The organism is Parabacteroides distasonis, assembly GCF_004793765.1.
GTDB classification, from domain to species: Bacteria; Bacteroidota; Bacteroidia; order Bacteroidales; family Tannerellaceae; genus Parabacteroides; species Parabacteroides distasonis_A.
Genome location: NZ_SRYM01000008.1, coordinates 95,055 through 116,239 on the forward strand (window position 1 = coordinate 95,055; position 21,185 = coordinate 116,239).

Here is a 21,185-nt window from a genome sequence, read left to right on the forward strand (position 1 = left end):
AACAGAGAATAAATGCGTTTCTAATTACTCTTTCTCGCCGAACGCTAAATCTCCGGCATCGCCTAATCCGGGGACGATATAAGAATGATCGTCGAGGTCGTTGTCTAATGCGGCGATCCAGATTGTAGTCTTGTCATCCGGCATATTTTTCTGCAAGTATTCCAAGGCTTGTTTGCTTGAGATGATAGAGGCTACGTGTACATGGTCGGGTACTCCTTTGGTCAGCAGTGCCTCATACGCCAATTCCATAGAGCTCCCGGTAGCCAACATCGGGTCGGAAATGATCAAGGTTTTACCTGTTAAGCGGGGAGAGGCGATATATTCGATATGGATCTCGAAATTCAAACGGTCTTTATATTTGCGGTAAGCGGATACGAAAGCGTTCTCCGCATTATCCAGATACCGAAGGAAACCTTGGTGGAATGGAAGCCCAGCACGCAAGATCGTACTGATCACGATTGGATCGTCCGGCGTATTCATCGGGGCTATACCTAGCGGGGACTGGACGTCTTTCGTACTGTAATGAAATTCCTTACTGATCTCGTAAGCCATGATTTCTCCGATACGCTCAATGTTGCGACGGAAGCGAAGACTGTCTTTTTGTATGTCTACATCTCTAAGCTCGGCTACGAACTTGTTTAATATGGAATTGGTGTCTCCAAGATTAACGATTCTCATGAGTCTTTTTTGAGCCCAAAAGTAATCATTTCCGGACACTAAAAATCATAAGTACGAAATTTTCCATTCATACTTATTATAATGAAAGATTTCATACTTATGATTTTTTATCCCCTTGCCGGGGATATTTTTGCTACGTCTTCAGTGACTTTGTTATTTCAAGTGGGCATTTATCGCCTCTAGGAGGAATTTACCCGGTTTGAATTTTACGGTCGTACGAGCGGGGATCATTACCGGAGTGCCTGTTTTTGGATTTCTGGCAAGACGTTCTGTTTGCGGTCTTGGGATCAGTGTTCCAAATCCGACAAGTACGATTTCTTCATTCTCAGACATACGCTCTGTTACGATCTCAATGTAAGCATCCAATACTTTCTTTGCTTCTTGCTTTTGTAACCCGGTCTTGTCTGCTAAAGCCTCTATAAGTTCTGCTTTGTTCATAAATGCAAATTTTTTAAATTGTTAAACACTACAAATGTACACTTTGATACTGGTTTTCTAGTTACGTTTTGCAAAGATACATTTGCATATGAGTTTCTTATTAAACAAGGCCTGCGGGTGTTTGTTACATTTTTAAGAACAAAAAATGTTAATAATGTGTCAGTTTGCGAATTTCGGAACATTTATTGAATCTTGATATACCCGATTCGTGTGTACTTAATAGTACGGGATTCTATATGTTTTAAGACCTTAGCGGAAGTCAAAGTCAATTTTTCCCCTACTTCGAAAGCATGAGCGCCCGGTGGCAATGTCTGCGTGGTGAGACTACGATCTTTCGCTTTTATCCTCAATAAAAAGTAATTCCCGGCGATGTCCACGGCCGTGAGTAATTGGTCTACATAGAAATATTCGGTACCACGGATAATCTGAGTCTTGTAAGGATCGTCTTCTATGCGGACTTTAGTGATTGTTAACTTCAAATCGCTCAATTTTTCTCCAGGAGTTCCTACAAAGCGGCTTACAGGCATTTTATATTTTTTACAGGTCTGTAAGTCGAGGTAGATTTTACTGTAGGTCACGGCTAACTCTTTAAAACGCATCTCGCTTTTTACGTGAGGCTCGTATTTATCGGCTATCCAAACGACATATCGGGGATCGATCGTATAGATGTCATGCAAATGGTATCCTCTGTATTTGCCGAAAGAAATAATATCGTCTCCATTATCGGGAGAGCCTTTAATATCCGTTGTTATGTATAAAGGTAGAAAGGAGTTGTTTACCATCTTAATTGCCTTGTTCACCGAGCTGATGGCATTCAAATCGAGGTTCGCCAAGTAGACTGTCGGATGATAAGTGGCCAAAGGCGTAAAGAACCAAAGCGTATAATATAAGGTCTTTGAGGTAGGCAAAAGAATGTAATACCGCCCTTTGTCTGACGTTTTTCCTCGATTGAACGTGCTTAACTTGTCGAGGATCATCTTCTGTATTTCACCGGATATGCCGGACGTGTTCTCATCCATATGATCAACTTATTATACAAATCTACTGAAAAAATCCGGAACTACATAATTTGCGGATGAGTTATTTATGACTACTTTTGCCCTAAAAATAAAATAGACGATGAGAATAGAGCAGAATTATTCGTTGGAGAAACACAATACGTTCCATCTCCCGGTAAAGACACGTTGGTTCATGGAGTATGAGACGGAGGAGGAGTTGCAACGAATCTTACATGATGAATACTTTCAGGAATGTTTATCCTTGCATATAGGAGGCGGGAGCAATCTATTGTTCATCAACGATTATAATGGTATTATCATCCATTCCCGAATCAAGGGGATTTCTATCTCGGCGGAAACGGACGAGTATGTATCGCTTCGTGTCGGGGCTGCGGAGATCTGGGATGATGTCGTGGCGTACGCCGTATCGAAAGGTTGGGGAGGTATAGAGAATCTTTCTTTGATACCCGGCGAGGCGGGTGCTGCCGCCATCCAGAACATCGGGGCTTATGGCATGGAGATCAAGGATGTGGTGGAGAGCGTGGAGGCTTATAACCAATTGACATTCGAGAAACGGACTTTTACGAATACGGATTGTGAATATGGGTATCGTAATAGCTATTTCAAGAATGAGCATCATGACCCGCACATCATAACTTATATCACGCTCCGACTATCCAAGAACCCTAGCTTTTCGGTTGATTATGGGAACTTAAAGGAGGAGTTGACGAAATATCCGGAAGTTACTTTGGAAACGATCCGGGAGGCCGTCATAACGATTCGCAGGCAGAAGCTTCCCGATCCGGAAGTATTAGGCAATGCGGGCAGTTTCTTTATGAACCCGATAATTACGGCAGAGCATTTTGAGAAATTGAAAAAGCAATTTCCGGAAATTCCGTCTTATCCCGCTTCGGAAGGAAAGATCAAGGTCCCGGCAGGTTGGTTGATCGAGCAATGTGGGTTTAGGGGTAAAAACCATGGGCCGGTAGGTGTTTACGAGAAACAAGCCTTGGTATTAGTGAATTTAGGAGATGCCCGGGGGCATGAGATCGCGTTGGTCGCGGAGAGTATCCGTACCGCCGTAAAAGATCGTTTCGGTATAGAGCTTATGCCTGAGGTTAAATATGTCGGATAATGAAAATCGTTTTTTTAGGAACAGGAACGTCTACGGGCAATCCTGAGATAGGTTGCCAATGTGAGGTGTGTACAAGTAAAGATCCCCGTGATTGGCGTCTACGGGCCTCGATCTTGGTAGAGACGGAAGGGAAACGGATATTGGTCGATTGTGGTCCGGACTTCCGTTGGCAGATGATAACCAATAAGATTTACTATTTTGACGCCGTTTTAGTGACCCATGAGCACTACGATCATGTAGGTGGTTTAGATGATCTACGTCCTTTTGGCCGGTATAAGGATGTGGATATTTATGCGGAAGACAATGTCGTGGAGGCGATAAAGACTCGTATTCCTTATGTGTTCCGGGAGCATAAATATCCGGGAGTGCCTAATTTGGTCTTGCATACGATTGGGACGAAACCGTTTGAGGCCGCCGGTGTCATGATCACTCCCATCCGTGTAATGCACGCTAAGCTGCCGATCTTAGGTTTCCGTATCGGTAATATGGCTTATTTGACCGACCTTAAATATCTTCCTGAAGAAGAGTACGCTAAGTTGGAAAACCTTGATGTTTTGGTTATTGACGCTCTTCGAAAGGGAGAGCATCAATCGCATGAGAGTCTGGAGGAAGCCTTGGCGAATATATCCCGTATCCAGCCCAAGGAGGCCTATTTAACCCATATGAGTCATCGTATAGGGTTGCATGCGATCGTTGAAAAAGAGTTACCTCCACATGTACATTACTCATATGATGGATTAACGGTGACTTTTTAAGCCATATATAAAAAAGATTCTTTATCTTTGCCAGCTGAAAATCTAGAGAATAGCTGCTTTTTTAAGTTAGTCGCTTATAGCAGGGGTGGTATATAATAAAAACAATAATAGACTGTATGAATTTATCGTTTAAGAACGTACTATGCGTATGTTGCTTATTGCTGTCGGGATCTGTGTATGCGCAGGTTCCGCAAGACTTAATTGACAAGGCCAAAGCCGCTGGAATGTCGGAGACACAGATCCAGCAGGAATTAGCCAAGCGTATGAAACAAGAAGAGGGAGCAGCGGCCAGATCTCAAGCTACCGCTACTGATGCGAAGGTTAGCGACCGGGTAATGCCGGTAATCGATGAAGGACAATCCTTAGAAGCCCAACGTAGAAATAATCTTCCTGCTTCGGCTTTGGAGAATACCGTATTCGGGCATGAAATCTTCTCGAATAAGAACTTGTCTTTTGCCCCGGATTTAAACATCCCTACACCTAAGGATTATGTGCTTTCCGCCGGTGACGAGTTGTTGATTAATGTATGGGGAGATTCCGAGTTAAACTTGAAATTAAAGATTTCTCCGGACGGTACGATCCTTGTTCCTAACTTAGGTCCGGTGTCGGTCAGTGGATTGACGATCGCTGGCGCTGAGACTCGTCTGCGTCAGGAGTTGAGCCAGATTATGTCTACACTGTCTGGTTCGGGAGAGGGGAATACCTTTGTTTCCGTCAGCTTGAGCCAGATTCGTAGCATGAAGGTGAATATTGTCGGCGAGGTAGTCGCTCCCGGTACGTATACATTGCCTTCATTCGCCACACTATTTAATGCGTTGTATGCCGCCGGTGGTGTGAATAAGATCGGTTCTTTGCGTAGCATCAAGGTATATCGCAATAGCAAGGAAATCGCTAATCTTGACGTATATGATTATTTATTGAACGGAAAGTATACGACGAATGTCCGCTTGGAGGAGAACGATATGATTATGGTAGGCCCTTACGACCAGTTAGCGGTGGTTCGAGGTAAGGTGAAACGTAATCGCATTTTTGAGTTGCGCAAGGGCGAGACCTTGAAGCAATTGCTGGATATGGCCGGCGGATTTACCGGCGACGCTTATACGAAGGACGTACAAGTGAAACGTAAATCGGATAGTCGTTATCAGATCTCTACGGTTTCGGAGGATAAGTTCGCTTCTTTCGTGATGCAGGATGGTGATTCTTTGCAGGTAGATTCTGTTATTCCTTTTTATGAGAATCGTTTGATCGTGACGGGAGCTGTATGGCGTCCGGGAGAATATGAGTTAAGTACGTCGGTTCATACGGTAAAGCAATTGGTAAAACAGGCGGCGGGTCTTAAGGGAGACGAGTTCGCCGGTCGTGCCTTGATTACCCGTTTGAATCCGGATTTCACGACTACGATGATCGCCGTGGATATTCGTGGTATCTTGAACGGTACTGCTCCGGATGTAGAGTTGCAAGCGGAAGACCAATTAAGCATTCCTTCCTTATTTGATTTGCGTGAACCTTATACGATCAAGGTTGGCGGAGCCGTGAATTATCCGGATACGGTGCTTCCGTATCGTCATAATTTGACAATAGAGGACGCTATCATGATGGCCGGGGGGTTAAGAGAGTCCGCTTCTTCTATTAATGTTGAGGTGGCCCGTCGTGTAAAAGATCCTAGTTCTGATCAAAATGTCAACCGGATCGCCGATGTATATGAGTTCTCGTTGAGTGAGGACTTCAAGTTGAATGCCGGAGATACGATCTTCACATTGGAGCCGTTCGATGAGGTTTATGTTCGTTTCTCCCCGGGGTATCATGAACAACAGGTCGTGAAGGTGAACGGCGAGATCACTTTTGCTGGTAGCTATGTATTGGCTACGAAGAACGCTCGCTTGAGTGATATTATCGCGAAAGCGGGAGGCGTTACCCCAGAGTCTTATGTAAAAGGTGCTAGCTTGAAACGTCAGTTGACAGAAGATGAATTGAAACGCATGGAAACCCTTCTGGCTTTAAGTGAGGCGAATAAGCAAAGCCGGGATTCCATCGGTGTAGCGTTGATGAATGTGAAGGACTATTCCGTAGGTATTGATTTAGAGAAAGCGTTGGCAAACCCGGGTAGTATCGATGACGTTGTGCTTCGTGACGGCGATGAGCTTTATATCCCGCAGATGCAAAGTACGGTGAAGATGAGCGGAGCCGTGACTTATCCAAACAGCGTGACCTACACGAAAGGTATGTCGGTTACGGATTGCTTGTCTCAAGCCGGTGGTTATAATGATATCGCACGTAGGTATCCGATCGTAATCTATATGAATGGTAAGGTCGCTACAACGAAACGTACCGCTATCTTTTTCAAGCGTTATCCGAAAGTGGAGCCAGGCTGTGAGATCGTAGTTCCGACGAAGACGCAACGTGAGCGCCGAAGCTTGGCTGAGATCATGAGTATCAGTAGCTCCGCTACTTCTATGGCTGCTATGATTACCTCTATTGTTAACATGATTAAAAACTAATCAGGCATGGATACGATAAACGAGATAAAAAGACAAGAGTTACCCGAGGAGCAGGAGATCGATTTAATCGAACTGGCGCAAAAACTGTGGAAAGAACGTAAGTTCTTATTGAAAGGTTGTGGTATTGCGGTGGTAGTGGGTTTGATTGTAGCTTTCAGTATTCCAAAGGAATATACGACTACAGTGAAGTTGGCGCCTGAGACGCAGGATGCCACGAAAAAGTCCAGTCTTGGCGGTTTGGCTGCCATGGCTGGGATTAATCTGAATGCTGCTGTCGGTTCGGACGCTATCTCTCCGGATTTGTATCCGGATGTGGTGCAAAGCACACCGTTCTTATTGGATTTGTTTCCGGTTCAGGTTACGGATGAGGATGGGGAATTGAGTACTACTTTGTTTAATTATATGAACGAGCACCAACGCAAAGCTTGGTGGGGATATATCATCTCCGCTCCATTCAAGGCGTTGGGTGCGGTAATAAGTTTAATCTCCGGTGACGAGGAAGATTCTGAGGGCTTGAATCCTTACCATTTGACAAAGGATCAAGAAGAGGTGGTAAAAGCCTTGCAGGAGCGGGTATCTGTTTCCGTAGACAAGAAGACTTTGGTTATCACGGCTTCCGTACAGATGCAAGACCCTGTTATTTCCGCTCAGATGACAAAGGTCGTTTTGGAAAACCTTCAGAATTATATTACGAATTATCGTACGCAGAAAGTAAAGCAAGATTTGGAATTTACTCAGAAGGTATTTGGTGAGTCACGTGACGCTTATTATAAAGCGCAACGTGCGTACGCTGCTTTCGAGGATGCCAACCGTAATATTATCTCTTCCAGCTACCGTACGGAGCAGGAACGTTTGAAGAATGAGATGACTCTTACGTTTAATGTTTACAATACGTTGGCGCAGAAGTTGGAGCAAGATAAACTGCGTGTACAGGAAGAAACCCCGGTATATACAGTAATTGAGCCGGCTACCGTACCTTTGAAAGCGTCTTCTCCGAAGAAGGCACTTATCTTGGTCGGTTTTGTTTTCCTCGCTTTATTCGGATGCATCGGATATTTATTCGTAAAAGATATGTTTGTGGCAGCTTTCAAGAAAGAAGAGACTGAAGCTTAATTCCCGCAAACCGTAAAATATGCCACGGCCTCGTCATGACTGACTTGTGCCGTGGTTTTTATTTGTGGGAATAGCCGATTGATCCGATTGGTTATCGTGTCGCATAAGTTAGGGTAAAAGTTTTCCAAGGCTTTCTCATAGGGTTGCTCATTGAAGCAGCAAATATTTCCTTCATTATGGAACAAATCGATTGCCAACCATTGATTTTTCATTTTCCACTCCGTTGAGTCATTCATTTGAACCTGTAAATTTAAAGAGGCGCTTTGGATGAAGAGATTCATTGCGCCACTCTTGCTTTTTTTACTCATGAGATCTGCTAATTCCGGAATGATCTGTGTGGGGTACGTCTGTTGCTTTTCCGCAGTCTCTACCAATAATTTTCGGTTGTAGGACGCCACGAATATACCCTCGTGGTAGTAACAACCTAGAAAATGCTTATCAACATCCGGATAATACCTAGTAGGAACGGAGGTTTCCTCTCGTTGCTGGGCCGGAAAAGTGAAAGAGGCGTCCAGTTGCTTGAAAATACGCTCTGCCGTATGACTATCCATAGGGGCATATAAGACATTCCCTTGTGGATAATAAGCGATCAAGAAAGACGATAATTCCGGATTTTGCTGTATTAAAGAGAGGAAAATAGCGGGCGTATGATCCGAGAACACCTTATGTATATTCTTCATGGGTAGTATCATCTTCTCGAATACAGGAGGACGATTGATGGAAAAAATAGCCGTAGGGGTCGGGACGACCAAGCTATAGGGATCTACACTGGCAACAAATTGCTCGTCGCTCATATTCTTGTAAAAGTACCTCACGCATACGATCGTAGTCAGAAACAAGACAATAAAAGCCGTTATGTCTTTCTTGTCGATCCTCATGTTCGTTTTAAGAAGTATTTACACCAAGGCTTTAATCCGCATCCTTCACATTTTGGTTTCCGTGCGAGGCAAACATATCTTCCATGCAATATCAACCAGTGATGGGCGATGGGGATCAATTCTTCCGGAATGTTCTTCACCAACTCCTTCTCTGTTTCCAAAGGCGTCTTGCTATTATTGGTAAGGCCGATCCGGTTGGAGACACGGAATACGTGCGTATCCACCGCCATGGCCGGCTTGTCATATACTACGGATGCGATTACGTTTGCCGTTTTTCTTCCTACGCCCGGCAGTTTCTGTAACTCATCAATATCGGAGGGAACCACGCCTTTGAAATTCTCTATCAGCATTTTTGCCATACCTACCAGATGTTTAGCCTTATTGTTCGGATAGGATACGCTACGTATGTATTCAAAGACTACTTCCGGTGTGCTAGCCGCCATTACCTCGGGAGTAGGGAAAGCCTCGAACAGGGCAGGAGTAATCATATTCACTCGTTTATCCGTGCATTGTGCGGATAGGATTACCGCTATCAACAATTGATACGGATCGCCATAATGTAGTTCAGTCTCGGCTACCGGTACGTTTTCCTTGAACCAGTTTAATACGCCTTTATATCTTTCTTCTTTTCGCATTATTTTTTCGGTTTCTATTTTTCGCATCCTAAAGGTATAACTTTTAATAGGAATATACAAGCGGAGATGTGCCAAAAATAAAACGAGGTGATCCGAGAAAATGGGTACGTAGATGCGGATCGAGGTGCCGTGTTTTTTATTTATTTACTTGATCGTAATGATATTCTTCCCGAGTATGATCCCTAGGAAGGCTGCAATCAAGCCAAGGATATTGCTGGCAAGTACATTGAGTAGTGCCATCTTGTACTCTCCGGTGCGCATAAGTACCATCGTATCGAGAGCGAAAGAAGAGAAAGTCGTGAAACCACCGAAGAGACCGGTGAATAGGAAAGCTCTTGTATTGGTTGAAAAATTATAGGCTTCCGCTATACTCCAGCAGAAGCCGATTAAAAAGGAGCCGATCACATTGACCGACAAGATACCAATGGGAAAGGAGTAAAGCATCGATCGCTGCATCCACGTGGAAACTTCGAACCGTAGCGCAGATCCGATAGCTCCTCCTATTATTAAAAGAAAAACCTTTATCATATCAACCTAGTGTGTTTTCCCCGGGTTAGGTTAAGACCCGGGGAGATGGTAAATGATTTAGGTTTTCAATTTAATTGGCCGACTCAAACTGTCTCAAGAAACGAACATCGTTTTCCGAGAACATGCGTAAGTCTTTTACTTGGTATTTCAAATTGGTAATACGCTCGATACCCATTCCCAATGCGTAGCCTGAATAAACCTTGCTATCGATACCGCAGTTCTCAAGCACGTTCGGGTCTACCATACCGCAACCGAGGATCTCTACCCAACCGGTTCCTTTACAGAAGGGGCAACCTTTACCTCCACAAATGTTGCAGGAGATGTCCATCTCGGCGGATGGCTCCGTGAACGGGAAGTAGGAAGGACGCAAGCGAATTTTTGTGTCCGGACTGAACATTTCCTTGGCGAAGAACAACAAGGCTTGTTTCAAGTCGGCGAATGAGACATTCTTATCTACATATAACGCTTCTACCTGATGGAAGAAACAGTGAGCACGATAGGAGATAGCCTCATTACGATATACACGTCCCGGGCAGATGATACGGATAGGCGGTTCTTGCTTTTCCATTACTCGGGTCTGTACGGAAGAAGTATGTGTACGAAGCAATACATCCGGGTTATGCTGGATAAAGAACGTATCTTGCATATCGCGGGCAGGATGGTCCTCGGCGAAATTCAAGGAAGAGAAGACATGCCAGTCGTCCTCGATTTCCGGTCCCTCGGCGATGCTGAATCCTAACCGTCCGAATATATCGCAAATTTCTTTCTTTACAAGTGATAGAGGATGACGAGTGCCTAGTTCGATCGGGTAAGCCGTACGAGTCAAATCGATATCATCGTTTGCGGTCTGTACGTTCTCAAAGCTTTCTTTTAATTCGTTGATCTTGCTCTGGGTTGTTTCTTTCAGTTCGTTCAAGTATTTGCCAACCTCACGTTTTTGATCAGCCGCTACATTACGGAAATCATTCATCAACGCCGATATCTCGCCTTTTTTGCTAAGATACTTTATACGTAAAGCTTCTAGTTCCTCGGCATTTGCCGCTTTCATATTCTCTACTTCTTGAAGCAGAGCCTTAATTTTATCGAGCATTTCTAATCACACTTTGTATTTGTCATGCAAAAGTACGCCTTTCTTTTGAAACCGCAAGGGATTCGTAAGGTTTTTTAGTTAAATGTAAGCGCAGACACTTAGGTGTCTTGTTTTATATATTAAAGTATTTATATATCTTCGCAGCATAATCAAACTATAAATTAATTAATGGAAATTGTCATTATTATTGGCCTTATCTTACTTAATGGAATTCTGGCGATGTCGGAAATCGCCTTGGTATCAGCCCGGAAGGCTAGGTTGGAAACAGAAGCGAAACGTGGTAATAAATCTGCAGGCACTGCTTTGAAGCTGGCAAATGAGCCAGATAAGTTTCTATCAACTATCCAGATCGGAATTACTTTGATCGGTATCTTGACCGGTTTGTACTCGGGCGAGGCGTTAGCTTATAATTTCTCTGTTATAATAGCGCAAATACCTGCCTTAGAGCCGTATGCGTTAGGAATCGCTAAAACGACGATCGTTATTATCGTAACATACCTTACACTTATATTCGGCGAGTTGGTACCAAAACGGATCGGCATGGGTTGTGCCGAGAAGGTTTCTATGTTAGTTGCCAAGCCCATGAATTTTCTTTCTTTGATATCTTCTCCTTTTGTTTGGTTGCTTTCAAAGAGCACAGCATTGGCGGTGAAGATGACGGGTGTGGATACGAAAGAGGAAAATAGGGTGACAGAGGAAGAAATCAAGGCGATCGTGAAAGAGGGCTTCGACGGTGGCGAGGTGCAAGAGGTAGAGCAGGACATCGTAGAGCGGGTCTTTAATCTGGGAGACCGTAACGTGGGTTCTATCATGACGCATCGTAGCGAGCTGGTTTGGCTGGATGTGACGGATAGTACGGAGAAGATTCGGGAGAAAGTGGAGGAGAACTTATTTAATATATATCCCGTGGCCTCGGAGAAGTTCGATAATATAGTAGGGGTCGTTTATCTGAAAGATTTGTTCGGAAGGATCGATCAACCGGATTTCTCGATCAACCAAGTACTTCGCCCGGCACAGTTCGTTCCCGAGAACCAGAGCGTATATAACGCCTTGGAATCTTTCAAGCAGACACACGTGAAATATGGACTCGTTACGGATGAGTTCGGAGGTATCCAAGGTATCGTAACCTTGAAGGATATTATGGAAGGCTTAATCGGACAAGTACCGGAAGTCGGAGAGGAGTCCGAGATCATACAACGTGAGGATGGTACTTGGTTGGTGGACGGCCAATATTCTTTCTATGATTTCTTGGAATATTTCGACATGGAGGATTTGTATGCCGAGCATGATTATAATACCTTGAGCGGCTTGATCCTGGAGATATTGGAACGTGTACCGAAAACGGGCGAGAAATTGAAATGGCTGGACTTTGAGTTCGAGATCGTAGATATGGATGGCGCCCGGATCGATAAGGTCTTGGTAACGTACCTGAAAAATGGGTAAAATATCCTTTTAGAAGAGTAAGCCGAGCGACATACTCATTACGTTCGTTCGCTTGTCAATATTGATATCATAATTAATCTCGGGAACTGGATTGTTGACTTTCTCGAAATCGGATTCCACTTGATTCAGTCCGAACTCATAGACAAAGTCGAAGAATAGACGCCCGATGTTAACCCCTACACCCGTAGCGATATTGACTCCGAACGGAGTGTTATCATTCACGTATTCTACATGCGTGGTAGGAGACTCTACCGTATAGGCGACCTTATAGTTGTATTTTAATTTGGGGCCGACCATGAGGCTAAGTCCGTAAGGCCCTTTCTTCACTAGATTATAGCCTACCATTATGGGAACCTCTAAGGAGCTGGTCTTCATCATCAAGAGGTCGGTAGTTGCCGGTGTATTGGACATCATATTATTTTCCGGCAAACTTTGAGGTATGGAAAAACGGATATTTCCCTCAGAGCGATGCCATGAGAAACTAGGCTGGAGGAAGAACCGTTCGATATTGATCCGGCAAAAGGCCGCTGCCAGATAACCTACCTTATATTCGATGTCTATATTCTCCGCTTCCTTCCCGTTGATGGAAAGGGAGTTTATGACAGGGAAAGTGGCGTTGAATCCTACTTTGGCTCCAAAGTTGAATGCCTTGTCCTCGAAACGCATGAAGCTCTGGGCTTCTGCTAACAGACCGAAAGATAGTAACGCTCCTATAAGGTAGACTTTTTTCATACCGTTATTTTTTCTTTTTCACGGACCAGCCGAATTTACCGACAAATTCACCTAATCCGTAATACTTACCATGTGAGTAAGCTAAAAGATCCGCTTTCCGCATATCAAAAGCCCCTGTCTCGGGATCTAGATATCGGTCGTCGGCCTGTACGTTTACGACATCAGCGATAAACATATCATGACTTCCGAGAGCGATCACCTCTTTTACCCGGCATTCGATACAAAGCGGGGACTCATCTATCGTAGGGGCGTTAACGACAGTCGCCTTTCCGGGAGTGAGCTTCATCTCCTCGAATTTATGATGGTCTTTCCCTGAGTTTACCCCGCACCAATCCGTGGCGTAGGCCAGCTCACGGTTCGTCAAGTTAATGACGAATTCCATATTCTTTTTCAAGATCGGATAAGAGAATCGTTCCGGACGTACGGATATATAACACATCGCCGGATTCGTACAAATCGTACCGACCCATGCGACTGTTATTATATTGTACTCGGAAGGTTCATTCCCGCAACTCACCATTACAGCGGGCAATGGATAAATCATGGTTCCCGGTTTCCAATCGTGCTTCATAATAAAAACTGCGTTTTTATAATTGAAAGTTGAGAATTGAGAATTAAAGATTCCGTAAAGCTAATTCTCAATTCTCAATTCTCAATTCTCAATTACCTAATGATTATGTCTTCTTTATTAATCTTACGTTCGCAATAATGACATTTAATGGTTCCCTTCTCCTTGTCGATCACGTGGAAGCGGGAAAGCATCGGCTCATTATTGGTGATACATTTCGGATTGTTGCATTTAACCAAGCCAATCAGCTCGTCGGGTAAAGTAACCGTCTTCTTCTCTACAACCTCATAATCACGGATAATGTTCAATATAATATTCGGGGCGATCATGGCGATACGGTTGATCTCGTCCTCCTCGAAAAACTTGTCGGCGATCTTGATCATACCCTTGCATCCCATCTTGTTGCTATGGAAATTATTGCCGATCGTGATCGTATTGTTCATTTTCTCCAGTCCCAGTAAAGAGGCTACCTTGAATAATTGGCTGGGAGGAATATGGTCTATGGCGGTACCGTTCTCTAAAGCGGCTACCTGCAATTCTTTTTTCTTTTCTGCTGACATAAAACTTCGTTTTTATTCATCGATAGATATACCTAAAACTTCGCAAATGATAGCTTGGCGTGCGAACAGCCCGTTGCGTGCCTGCTGGATGTAATAAGCCTTTGGATTGTCATCTACATCGTAAGCGATCTCGTTCACACGGGGTAGCGGATGTAAGATACGCAGGTTCTCACGGCTGTTTCTCAGCATGTCGTTACGCAGGATATACACGTTCTTTACCCGCTCGTACTCTTCCAAGTCTGTGAAACGCTCACGTTGTACACGGGTCATATAAAGGATATCCGTCTGGTTGATGATATCTTCCGTGAAATCGGTATGCTCCTCGTATTTGAGTCCGTGCTTGTCGCAGAAGTTCTTTTGCTCGTCCGGCATGCGCAGCTCGTTCGGCGCGACGAAGTGGAAGGTCGGATGGAAGTGAGACATTCCCACGATCAAGGAGTGAACCGTACGGCCATACTTCAAATCGCCGACCATCGTGATGGTGAGGTTATCCAGCTTGCCTTGTGTCTTGCGGATGGAATACAGGTCCAGCATGGTTTGCGAGGGATGTTGGTTCGCCCCGTCACCAGCGTTGATGATAGGGACATCCGTCACCTCGGAAGCATAGCGGGCAGCTCCTTCCAGATGATGTCTCATAATGATCAAGTCCACGTAATTGCTTACCATCAAGATCGTATCTTTCAAGGTCTCGCCCTTGGAGGAACTAGTCGTGGAAGCGTCCGAGAAACCGATCACCCGTCCACCTAAACGGTTTACGGCTGTCTCGAAACTCAGTCTCGTACGTGTAGAGGGCTCGAAGAACAGGGTGGCGGCGACTTTGCCTTCCAGTAATTTCCGGTTCGGATTCTCCTCAAACTTCCTTGCGTTATCCAGAATACGAAGAATGTCCTCTTTGGAACATTGATCGATAGAAACTAAACTTTTACTTTTCATAGGTTGTGTATATTCTGTCTTATGTACGCGAATGTATAAAAAAAGCGGAGACCGAAGGGCCTCCGCTTTATATTTTATTTTAAGAAATCAACTAGACTTGCCGGAAGATAGAACGTGTTATTTTTATCGACATAAACGACGACAGAGTTTAGCCGTATCTCGTCTTGACCTTTCTTCCCGGACTTCACGATATTGGAGAACGGGGTGATCGTTAGCTGTTTTTTCTTATCTTTCTTGTTCTTAACGATCAAGGTTGGAGAACCTTTCTCGTCGGCGGCGGGGACGATCTCGCAAGTGTAATCCTCGAATACGTCCGTGTGGCGTGCGAAGTTCTTGCTTGTAAGATCTTCCAAGTTATCGTGTGTCAATCCGAACAAATTGCATAAGTACTCATTCAGCTCGATGTTCGTATGCATACCTAGGGGTAAGGTGCCTTGCGGATGGTAAGCGGCAAGGAATACTTCCTCGCCCGTATGGCCGCCGGTCGTGAAACCGAAGCAAGTGCGGGAAGTGATGATATGCGCCATCAATCCGGTCAGTGAGCCGCTGTACATGGAGGAGTTGTCTTCCTTACCGCGCTGGTCTTCCGGTATCGGGCTGTTCTTGTAGTCCTTGCAATTGTTCAATGCGTTCATCTCTTCCGGGGTCAGCTCGAAGCCGGCGTAAGTGCGGAATACGTTTTGCACTTCTGAGTTAGGAACACTGTTTACCTTGTTGGCGAAACCCTCGGCGGTCAATTTATACAGGGAGAATTGGTGGAACAATTGGTCTTTCGTCAATTTATCGTAACCTTTACAATCTCTTCTACCTAAGCTGATACCGCTGTTTCCGTGGTCGGGTACGATGACAACGGCAGTCTCGCCGTTATTGCGTGCGAACTCCAATGCGGCACCGCAGGCACGATCGAATGCCAAGAAATCGGTAGCCATACCTACCGGGTCATTTCCATGAGCGGCCCAGTCTACCTTACTGCCTTCTACCATCAAGAAGAAGCCATTCGGGTTCTTGGACAATTTGTCGATCGCCTTACGAGTCATTTCCTCGATAGAAGGTTGCTCTTCCGGATTGCGGTCGATATCGTAAGCCATTTCCTTGTTGCCATATAAAGCCCACATCTTCTGATTATTATCGGCACGCATACCTTTCAGGTCGTTTCTATATACGCCGTATCCGTTCGCCAATAGATAATCTTCCATATCCTTCGTAAGGATAGACACTCCGCCACCGATAACGACGTTGATATCATTATGAACCATCTGCGGAGCGATCCAGTCGTATTTACCACGGTTGTAGCTATGAGCGGAGCAGTCCGCCGGGGTAGCGTGCGGGAATTCGCAAGTGAAAACCAATCCCGTGGCTTTGCCCTGCAACATCTTTCCAGCCTCCAATACGGTGGTAAGCGGTTGGAAGGCACGGGCCGGGTCGGTCGGGTAGATATCGTTATCACCGTCGTTCTCCGGGTAAGTGGATACATAACCCGTACGGCTCGGCTGTCCGGTCATGTAGCATGATGTAGTAGGAGCGGAGTCGCCGATAGGGGCGTTAGAAGAATGCGTACGCACCGTTCCGCACAAATACGGGTCGATGTTCAATTTCGGTTTGCTGGGATCTTGGTACCATTGCAACCAACGGGCGATAGAGATAGTCGCCAATGAGGTTCCGTCCGGGATTAAGAGAATCACGTTCTTGACAGGCTTCACGTTCTCCTTTTCCACGGCATTGGCCGGCATAATGATAATAGCCAGCAAAAGTAGAAAAGCTACTGTTTTTTTCATGTGCTTTAATTTAATAATGTATAACAAAATCTTCTATTAAATCTTAATTTCCAAGTGGGATGATCTCCTCGTTGAACCGTGTCAACTTCTCCACGCCCGTCTCCGTTACAAGGAAACTGTTCTCGATACCCACGGCACCGACACCCGGGATCACGAATTTGGGCTCCAAGGCGAATACCATATTCGGCAAAAGCTCCTCTTTCGAGCGAGGGGTAAGCACGGGTAGCTCATTGATCTGTATACCGATGCCATGTCCCACGAATTTAGCCTGTTGCTCGGTTCCCATAAAGTTAGCCGAAAGACCTTCTTTCTTAGCGATATTCGCCGCTATATTATATAAATCCGAACAAGCGGTTCCCGGGCGGGTAGCGTTTTCTACCTCCTGCTGTATCGTAAGGGCCACTTGATGCGCCCGATAAGCTTCCTCCGTCAGGCGCCCTACGGAGAAGACACGGGTCATGTCCGTCATATAAGCCGTATAATTGCCGGCCATATCCACCATGATAGCGGTACCTTCTTTTAATAAAGTACCGTTAGCGCCTAGTGGACAAGAAGCGTCTATGCCGCCTCCACCCAAAGCGAAATCAAAAGGGGATGGGGTCTCGGCGTTTTCCCCGGCGAGAATACTACCCATATAGATATCCATATTGGCTCCGAAAGCACGGAAAAGACCGATCGAGCCGTTCTTGCGCATACGTTTCTCGATCTCGTACTGGAACTCCAAGTCTGTCATACCGGGACGGAAGCATTCCGGGATCTCGCTATAAGTAGCCTCGTGCTTGCGGGCGGCGATACGGAATTGCCCGATCTCCCAAGGGGTTTTTACCCGGCGAAGGTTTCGCATGAAAGCGGTGGCGTTACCGGCCTCCTCCGGTTGGAATACCTTATCTAAACGGATGTATTCATTATAAGTTAACTCATCTGCCTCTAACAAGAGTTTTTTCGGCATCTTGATCCCTCGTTCCGCGAATAGGGGCGGGATGTCTTCCGGCTTGCGGATGTATTCCACTTGATGTCCTGAAAGCCCGTTCGGGCGTTTGATCAGGAACCATGGCTCACCGTCTATCGGCAAATAAAAATAACCACTATAGATTTGTCCTGTCGTATAATAAAGATTTACATCTACGGTAAGCAAACAGGCATCCATCCCCATCTTCGCCATACCATCTCTCATCCGATCCCATTTTATCTTTAGGTCGTTTTTCAATTCTTCTGAAATCATCTTCCTTTGTATTACTTTTATTTTGTACCGGGCATCAAAGGTAACAAGAATTTACGAGATTGAAGTGGATTTGAGGTGAATAAAGAAGTCGTATCTGTATCTATTCTTTGATTCTCGTCGTGAATCCTACAAACCACGTCGTGGTCTTTATAAACCATGCCGTGATCTGTAAAGACCACGACGTGGTTTGTAAAATAGAAGTAGATCCGATATAGAATATATAAGTGCTCAGCTGATTATTCTTACGGAACAGATAGGGTATCCAATACTATTGAACCGGAATCTTGATAACCACTTTCCTGATATTCCCTTGGCCGATACCCGGGGCATGCCCGTCTTCCGGGAAATAAATGGCGAATTGCCCGGGATAGATTTTCGTATAGGCGGTAGGTTTGTCGATATAAAAGGCGATATCTTGCTCCTCGTTGTATGGAACGGACTCCTCTAGCAATTGATCTCCCGGTTTCCATCCGATTTTCTCTACGCCCAATAAGGGGAATTGAATATCGATGAATTTCTTATGGGTCTCGATGGCCGCTTCTGATTTCTCCTTTCCGGAGAGACTGGCGATGCTAACCGTGAAACCTGCGTCCGCTATCTCGTATTTACCATCTTCCATTTTTGAAAAATCAGTAGACTTAACATAGTCAAAAGCCTGCTTGAACAGCGGGTGGATACATTCGGTTCGCTTAGAGTTCTCAAATGAGTCTAGAATCATATTGTTATTAAGTTTTAGTGATTGGTTTGAAAATCGTTACAAATGTCGGGTATTTCCCTGTTAAATAATAGTCATATTTCTCAAATAAATCTATTGAGTTCCTCAGTTTCTTTAACGTACGTAAATACTGTTTCGCTAAGTTTGCAATCTGATTGCAATCATATTTATCGTATCTTTGTTTTCATTTATATATAACTAAACAGGTGATGAAAGATTTGGAGACAATTATATTACCGGTTCTCGAGATGAGTTGCGCCGTATGTGCCAATAACGTAGAGAATACGGTGAAGGGGCTTCCCGGCGTGGAAGAGGCATCGGTGAATTTCTCGGCGAATACGCTTTCCGTCAAATACCATCCATCCTTGATTACCCCTCAGAAAATGAGAGAGGCCGTGCAGGCGGCCGGATACGATTTGGTCGTGGAGGTAGAGGACCCGACGGCGGTACAGGAGGAGATGGCACGGGAGCATTACCGGAAGCTACGCCGGAATACGATCGGGGCGTGGGTCTTTTCCATTCCGCTGGCCTTGCTGGGAATGGTGTTTATGCATACGCCCGGCGGTAACTGGATCATGATGGCGCTGGCTTTGGTGATTATGATCGGGTTCGGGCGGTCGTTCTACGTGAATGGCGTGCGCCATGCGTTGCACGGTAGCGCCAATATGGATACGCTGGTAGCGTTAAGTACCTCGATTGCTTTCCTGTTCAGTTTCTTTAATACCGTATATCCGCGGTTTTGGTGGGAGAGAGGATTGGAGCCGCATGTCTATTATGAGGCGTCCGGCGTGATCATAGCGTTCGTTCTGTTGGGTAAACTTCTGGAGGAACGGGCGAAGAACAGTACTTCTTCCGCTATCAAGAGCTTGATGGGATTGCAGCCTAAAACCGCACGTCGTGTGCAAGATGGTCAGGAGGAAGAGGTCTCTATCTCGTTATTGCGGGTGGGAGATCTTGTCAGTGTCCGTCCCGGAGAGAAGATCCCGGTGGACGGTATGGTGTCTCAAGGTTCCTCTTCCGTGGATGAGAGTATGTTGAGTGGCGAGCCGATCCCTGTCGTGAAATCACAAGGCGACCGGGTCTTGGCCGGGACGATCAACCAAAAGGGCGCTTTCTTGATGGAGGCGACCGGGGTGGGGAGCGCTACCGTATTATCGCAAATCGTACAGATGGTACAAGCCGCTCAAGGAAGTAAGGCACCCGTGCAGCGTATCGTTGATAAAATAAGTGGTATATTTGTACCGATCGTTGTCGGATTGGCGATACTCACTTTTATCGTCTGGCTGGTAGTAGGAGGAAGCGGGTACTTCTCGTACGCTCTCTTATCGGCGGTATCGGTATTGGTGATCGCTTGCCCTTGCGCGTTGGGACTTGCTACGCCAACCGCCTTGATGGTCGGGATGGGTAAAGGCGCCGAGCATCATATATTGATCAAAGACGCTTTTGCCTTGGAAAACCTTTGTAAGGTGGATACCGTCGTGCTGGATAAGACCGGGACCTTGACCGAGGGCGTGCCCGAGGTGACAGACTCTTTCTGGATATCGGAGGCGAGCCGGGATATGCTGGATATCCTTTATACCGCCGAGATGAAGTCTGAGCATCCTTTGGCGTCCGCTATCCTCTCATGGTTGAAAGGAACGGAGGCCGCAGAGATCGACGCTGATAGTTTCGAGAGCGTAACGGGGCGTGGTATCCAAATGCAGGTACATGGCGTGACGTATTGGGTAGGAAGCAAAGGCTTTTTGGAAACCTTCAAGGCGATGGTTCCGCCCGAGGCTGGGCGGGAAATCATCCGGTGGGAAGAGGATGGCAAGAGTATCGTTTATTACGGTTGGGAATCGGAATTGCTTGCGGTCATGGCTATTTCGGATCGGTTGAAACCTACGTCGGGAGAGGCGGTAGAGGCCTTGAAAGAAATGGGTATCGAGGTTCATTTATTGACCGGCGATGGAAAACGGACCGCCGAGACCGTTGCGGCCATGCTGGATATCCGTCATTATAAGGCAGATGTCTTGCCGAGCGATAAGGAGGAGTATATCCGTTCCTTGCAAGCCGCCGGAAGGAAAGTGGCTATGGTTGGGGATGGTATCAACGACTCGCAAGCTTTAGCCCGTGCGGATGTGAGCATTGCGATGGGTAAGGGAACGGATATCGCCATGGATGTGGCGATGGTCACGTTGATTACTTCGGATTTGATGTTATTGCCGGATGCGATCCGCTTGTCGAAACGTACGGTTCGCTCGATCCACCAGAATTTATTCTGGGCATTTATCTATAACTTGATCGGAATCCTATTGGCGGCGGGTGTCTTATTCCCGGTGAACGGACTGTTACTGAACCCGATGTTGGCGAGCGCCGCGATGGCTTTCAGTTCCGTGTCGGTGGTATTAAACAGCTTACGGTTGAAATGGAGTAAACTTTAAATAATAAATAGAGATATGAACTATAATATAAAAACAGAATACGGTTAACGATAATTAGCATACTCATG

The 21,185-nt window shown here is 45.6% G+C and carries 20 protein-coding genes; 6 read left to right on the forward strand and 14 right to left on the reverse strand.

The window, feature by feature from the left end; genetic code table 11:
• Nucleotides 1-24 precede the first annotated feature (24 nt).
• The 3 genes from upp to E5342_RS04630 all read right to left on the reverse strand — a co-directional run bounded on the left by upp (nt 25) and on the right by E5342_RS04630 (nt 2,135).
• Nucleotides 25-678, reverse strand: coding sequence for a uracil phosphoribosyltransferase (gene upp / locus E5342_RS04620; protein WP_121734601.1), 654 nt, complete (start codon nt 676-678; stop codon nt 25-27).
• Between the two features lie 153 nt (nt 679-831).
• Nucleotides 832-1,116 carry an HU family DNA-binding protein gene (locus E5342_RS04625; RefSeq protein ID WP_135958910.1) on the reverse strand — a complete coding sequence of 95 codons (285 nt, stop codon included), beginning with the start codon at nt 1,114-1,116 and terminating at the stop codon, nt 832-834.
• Between the two features lie 182 nt (nt 1,117-1,298).
• Entirely contained in the window at nt 1,299-2,135 is an 837-nt protein-coding gene (locus E5342_RS04630; RefSeq protein WP_121734599.1) for a hypothetical protein, read from the reverse strand.
• A 100-nt stretch (nt 2,136-2,235) separates the two neighbouring features.
• On the opposite strand from E5342_RS04630, the gene murB reads away from it, so the two are divergent.
• The 4 genes from murB (at nt 2,236) to E5342_RS04650 (ending at nt 7,615) form a co-directional block, all read left to right on the forward strand.
• Entirely contained in the window at nt 2,236-3,249 is a 1,014-nt protein-coding gene (gene murB, locus E5342_RS04635) for a UDP-N-acetylmuramate dehydrogenase (RefSeq protein WP_121734598.1), read from the forward strand.
• Complete coding sequence (locus E5342_RS04640) at nt 3,249-4,004, forward strand: MBL fold metallo-hydrolase (protein ID WP_121734597.1); 756 nt, start codon at nt 3,249-3,251, stop codon at nt 4,002-4,004. Before murB ends, E5342_RS04640 begins: the two co-directional genes overlap by 1 nt.
• Before the next feature lie 116 nt (nt 4,005-4,120).
• Entirely contained in the window at nt 4,121-6,502 is a 2,382-nt protein-coding gene (locus E5342_RS04645; protein ID WP_121734596.1) for an SLBB domain-containing protein, read from the forward strand.
• 6 nt (nt 6,503-6,508) lie between these two features.
• Nucleotides 6,509-7,615 carry a Wzz/FepE/Etk N-terminal domain-containing protein gene (locus E5342_RS04650; protein ID WP_121734595.1) on the forward strand — a complete coding sequence of 369 codons (1,107 nt, stop codon included), beginning with the start codon at nt 6,509-6,511 and terminating at the stop codon, nt 7,613-7,615.
• Here E5342_RS04650 and E5342_RS19295 read toward each other — a convergent pair.
• The 4 genes from E5342_RS19295 to pheS form a co-directional block, all read right to left on the reverse strand.
• Nucleotides 7,612-8,493: a hypothetical protein gene (locus E5342_RS19295; RefSeq protein WP_168354449.1), complete on the reverse strand. Its 882-nt coding sequence runs from the start codon at nt 8,491-8,493 to the stop codon at nt 7,612-7,614. The two genes, E5342_RS04650 and E5342_RS19295, sit on opposite strands and share 4 nt — an antisense overlap.
• On the reverse strand, nt 8,490-9,128 hold the full coding sequence (nth, locus tag E5342_RS04665) for an endonuclease III (protein ID WP_135958912.1): 639 nt from the start codon (nt 9,126-9,128) through the stop codon (nt 8,490-8,492). Before nth ends, E5342_RS19295 begins: the two co-directional genes overlap by 4 nt.
• A gap of 144 nt (nt 9,129-9,272) precedes the next feature.
• On the reverse strand, nt 9,273-9,656 hold the full coding sequence (gene crcB / locus E5342_RS04670) for a fluoride efflux transporter CrcB (protein ID WP_121734591.1): 384 nt from the start codon (nt 9,654-9,656) through the stop codon (nt 9,273-9,275).
• Nucleotides 9,657-9,726: 70 nt separating this feature from the next.
• Entirely contained in the window at nt 9,727-10,746 is a 1,020-nt protein-coding gene (gene pheS, locus E5342_RS04675; RefSeq protein WP_005857329.1) for a phenylalanine--tRNA ligase subunit alpha, read from the reverse strand.
• 168 nt (nt 10,747-10,914) lie between these two features.
• Here pheS and E5342_RS04680 point away from each other — a divergent pair, with 168 nt between their 5' ends.
• A complete protein-coding gene (locus E5342_RS04680) occupies nt 10,915-12,189 on the forward strand; it encodes a hemolysin family protein (RefSeq protein WP_121734590.1) in 1,275 nt (424 codons plus the stop codon).
• A gap of 9 nt (nt 12,190-12,198) precedes the next feature.
• On the opposite strand, the gene E5342_RS04685 is transcribed toward E5342_RS04680, so the two are convergent.
• From E5342_RS04685 to E5342_RS04715, 7 genes are all read right to left on the reverse strand, one after another.
• Complete coding sequence (locus tag E5342_RS04685) at nt 12,199-12,921, reverse strand: porin family protein (RefSeq protein ID WP_135958913.1); 723 nt, start codon at nt 12,919-12,921, stop codon at nt 12,199-12,201.
• Between the two features lie 4 nt (nt 12,922-12,925).
• Nucleotides 12,926-13,492, reverse strand: coding sequence for a flavin reductase family protein (locus E5342_RS04690; RefSeq protein ID WP_135958914.1), 567 nt, complete (start codon nt 13,490-13,492; stop codon nt 12,926-12,928).
• 92 nt (nt 13,493-13,584) lie between these two features.
• Entirely contained in the window at nt 13,585-14,049 is a 465-nt protein-coding gene (pyrI, locus tag E5342_RS04695; protein ID WP_005862713.1) for an aspartate carbamoyltransferase regulatory subunit, read from the reverse strand.
• A 12-nt stretch (nt 14,050-14,061) separates the two neighbouring features.
• Complete coding sequence (pyrB, locus tag E5342_RS04700) at nt 14,062-14,982, reverse strand: aspartate carbamoyltransferase (protein WP_005857322.1); 921 nt, start codon at nt 14,980-14,982, stop codon at nt 14,062-14,064.
• 74 nt (nt 14,983-15,056) lie between these two features.
• Nucleotides 15,057-16,757: an alkaline phosphatase gene (locus tag E5342_RS04705; protein WP_135958915.1), complete on the reverse strand. Its 1,701-nt coding sequence runs from the start codon at nt 16,755-16,757 to the stop codon at nt 15,057-15,059.
• Between the two features lie 43 nt (nt 16,758-16,800).
• A complete protein-coding gene (locus E5342_RS04710) occupies nt 16,801-17,979 on the reverse strand; it encodes a M24 family metallopeptidase (RefSeq protein ID WP_135958916.1) in 1,179 nt (392 codons plus the stop codon).
• 268 nt (nt 17,980-18,247) lie between these two features.
• Entirely contained in the window at nt 18,248-18,697 is a 450-nt protein-coding gene (locus E5342_RS04715; protein ID WP_121734583.1) for a YhcH/YjgK/YiaL family protein, read from the reverse strand.
• 206 nt (nt 18,698-18,903) lie between these two features.
• On the opposite strand from E5342_RS04715, the gene E5342_RS04720 reads away from it, so the two are divergent.
• Nucleotides 18,904-21,117, forward strand: a complete 2,214-nt coding sequence (locus tag E5342_RS04720; RefSeq protein WP_135958917.1) for a heavy metal translocating P-type ATPase — start codon at nt 18,904-18,906, stop codon at nt 21,115-21,117.
• Nucleotides 21,118-21,185: the final 68 nt, after the last annotated feature.

Bases quoted from the DNA above. Each gene is read 5' to 3' on its own strand.
- upp (WP_121734601.1), bottom strand. From the start codon at position 678: ATGAGAATCGTTAATCTTGGAGACACCAATTCCATATTAAACAAGTTC.
- E5342_RS04625 (WP_135958910.1), bottom strand. From the start codon at position 1,116: ATGAACAAAGCAGAACTTATAGAGGCTTTAGCAGACAAGACCGGGTTA.
- E5342_RS04630 (WP_121734599.1), bottom strand. From the start codon at position 2,135: ATGGATGAGAACACGTCCGGCATATCCGGTGAAATACAGAAGATGATC.
- murB (WP_121734598.1), top strand. From the start codon at position 2,236: ATGAGAATAGAGCAGAATTATTCGTTGGAGAAACACAATACGTTCCAT.
- E5342_RS04640 (WP_121734597.1), top strand. From the start codon at position 3,249: ATGAAAATCGTTTTTTTAGGAACAGGAACGTCTACGGGCAATCCTGAG.
- E5342_RS04645 (WP_121734596.1), top strand. From the start codon at position 4,121: ATGAATTTATCGTTTAAGAACGTACTATGCGTATGTTGCTTATTGCTG.
- E5342_RS04650 (WP_121734595.1), top strand. From the start codon at position 6,509: ATGGATACGATAAACGAGATAAAAAGACAAGAGTTACCCGAGGAGCAG.
- E5342_RS19295 (WP_168354449.1), bottom strand. From the start codon at position 8,493: ATGAGGATCGACAAGAAAGACATAACGGCTTTTATTGTCTTGTTTCTG.
- nth (WP_135958912.1), bottom strand. From the start codon at position 9,128: ATGCGAAAAGAAGAAAGATATAAAGGCGTATTAAACTGGTTCAAGGAA.
- crcB (WP_121734591.1), bottom strand. From the start codon at position 9,656: ATGATAAAGGTTTTTCTTTTAATAATAGGAGGAGCTATCGGATCTGCG.
- pheS (WP_005857329.1), bottom strand. From the start codon at position 10,746: ATGCTCGATAAAATTAAGGCTCTGCTTCAAGAAGTAGAGAATATGAAA.
- E5342_RS04680 (WP_121734590.1), top strand. From the start codon at position 10,915: ATGGAAATTGTCATTATTATTGGCCTTATCTTACTTAATGGAATTCTG.
- E5342_RS04685 (WP_135958913.1), bottom strand. From the start codon at position 12,921: ATGAAAAAAGTCTACCTTATAGGAGCGTTACTATCTTTCGGTCTGTTA.
- E5342_RS04690 (WP_135958914.1), bottom strand. From the start codon at position 13,492: ATGAAGCACGATTGGAAACCGGGAACCATGATTTATCCATTGCCCGCT.
- pyrI (WP_005862713.1), bottom strand. From the start codon at position 14,049: ATGTCAGCAGAAAAGAAAAAAGAATTGCAGGTAGCCGCTTTAGAGAAC.
- pyrB (WP_005857322.1), bottom strand. From the start codon at position 14,982: ATGAAAAGTAAAAGTTTAGTTTCTATCGATCAATGTTCCAAAGAGGAC.
- E5342_RS04705 (WP_135958915.1), bottom strand. From the start codon at position 16,757: ATGAAAAAAACAGTAGCTTTTCTACTTTTGCTGGCTATTATCATTATG.
- E5342_RS04710 (WP_135958916.1), bottom strand. From the start codon at position 17,979: ATGATTTCAGAAGAATTGAAAAACGACCTAAAGATAAAATGGGATCGG.
- E5342_RS04715 (WP_121734583.1), bottom strand. From the start codon at position 18,697: ATGATTCTAGACTCATTTGAGAACTCTAAGCGAACCGAATGTATCCAC.
- E5342_RS04720 (WP_135958917.1), top strand. From the start codon at position 18,904: ATGAAAGATTTGGAGACAATTATATTACCGGTTCTCGAGATGAGTTGC.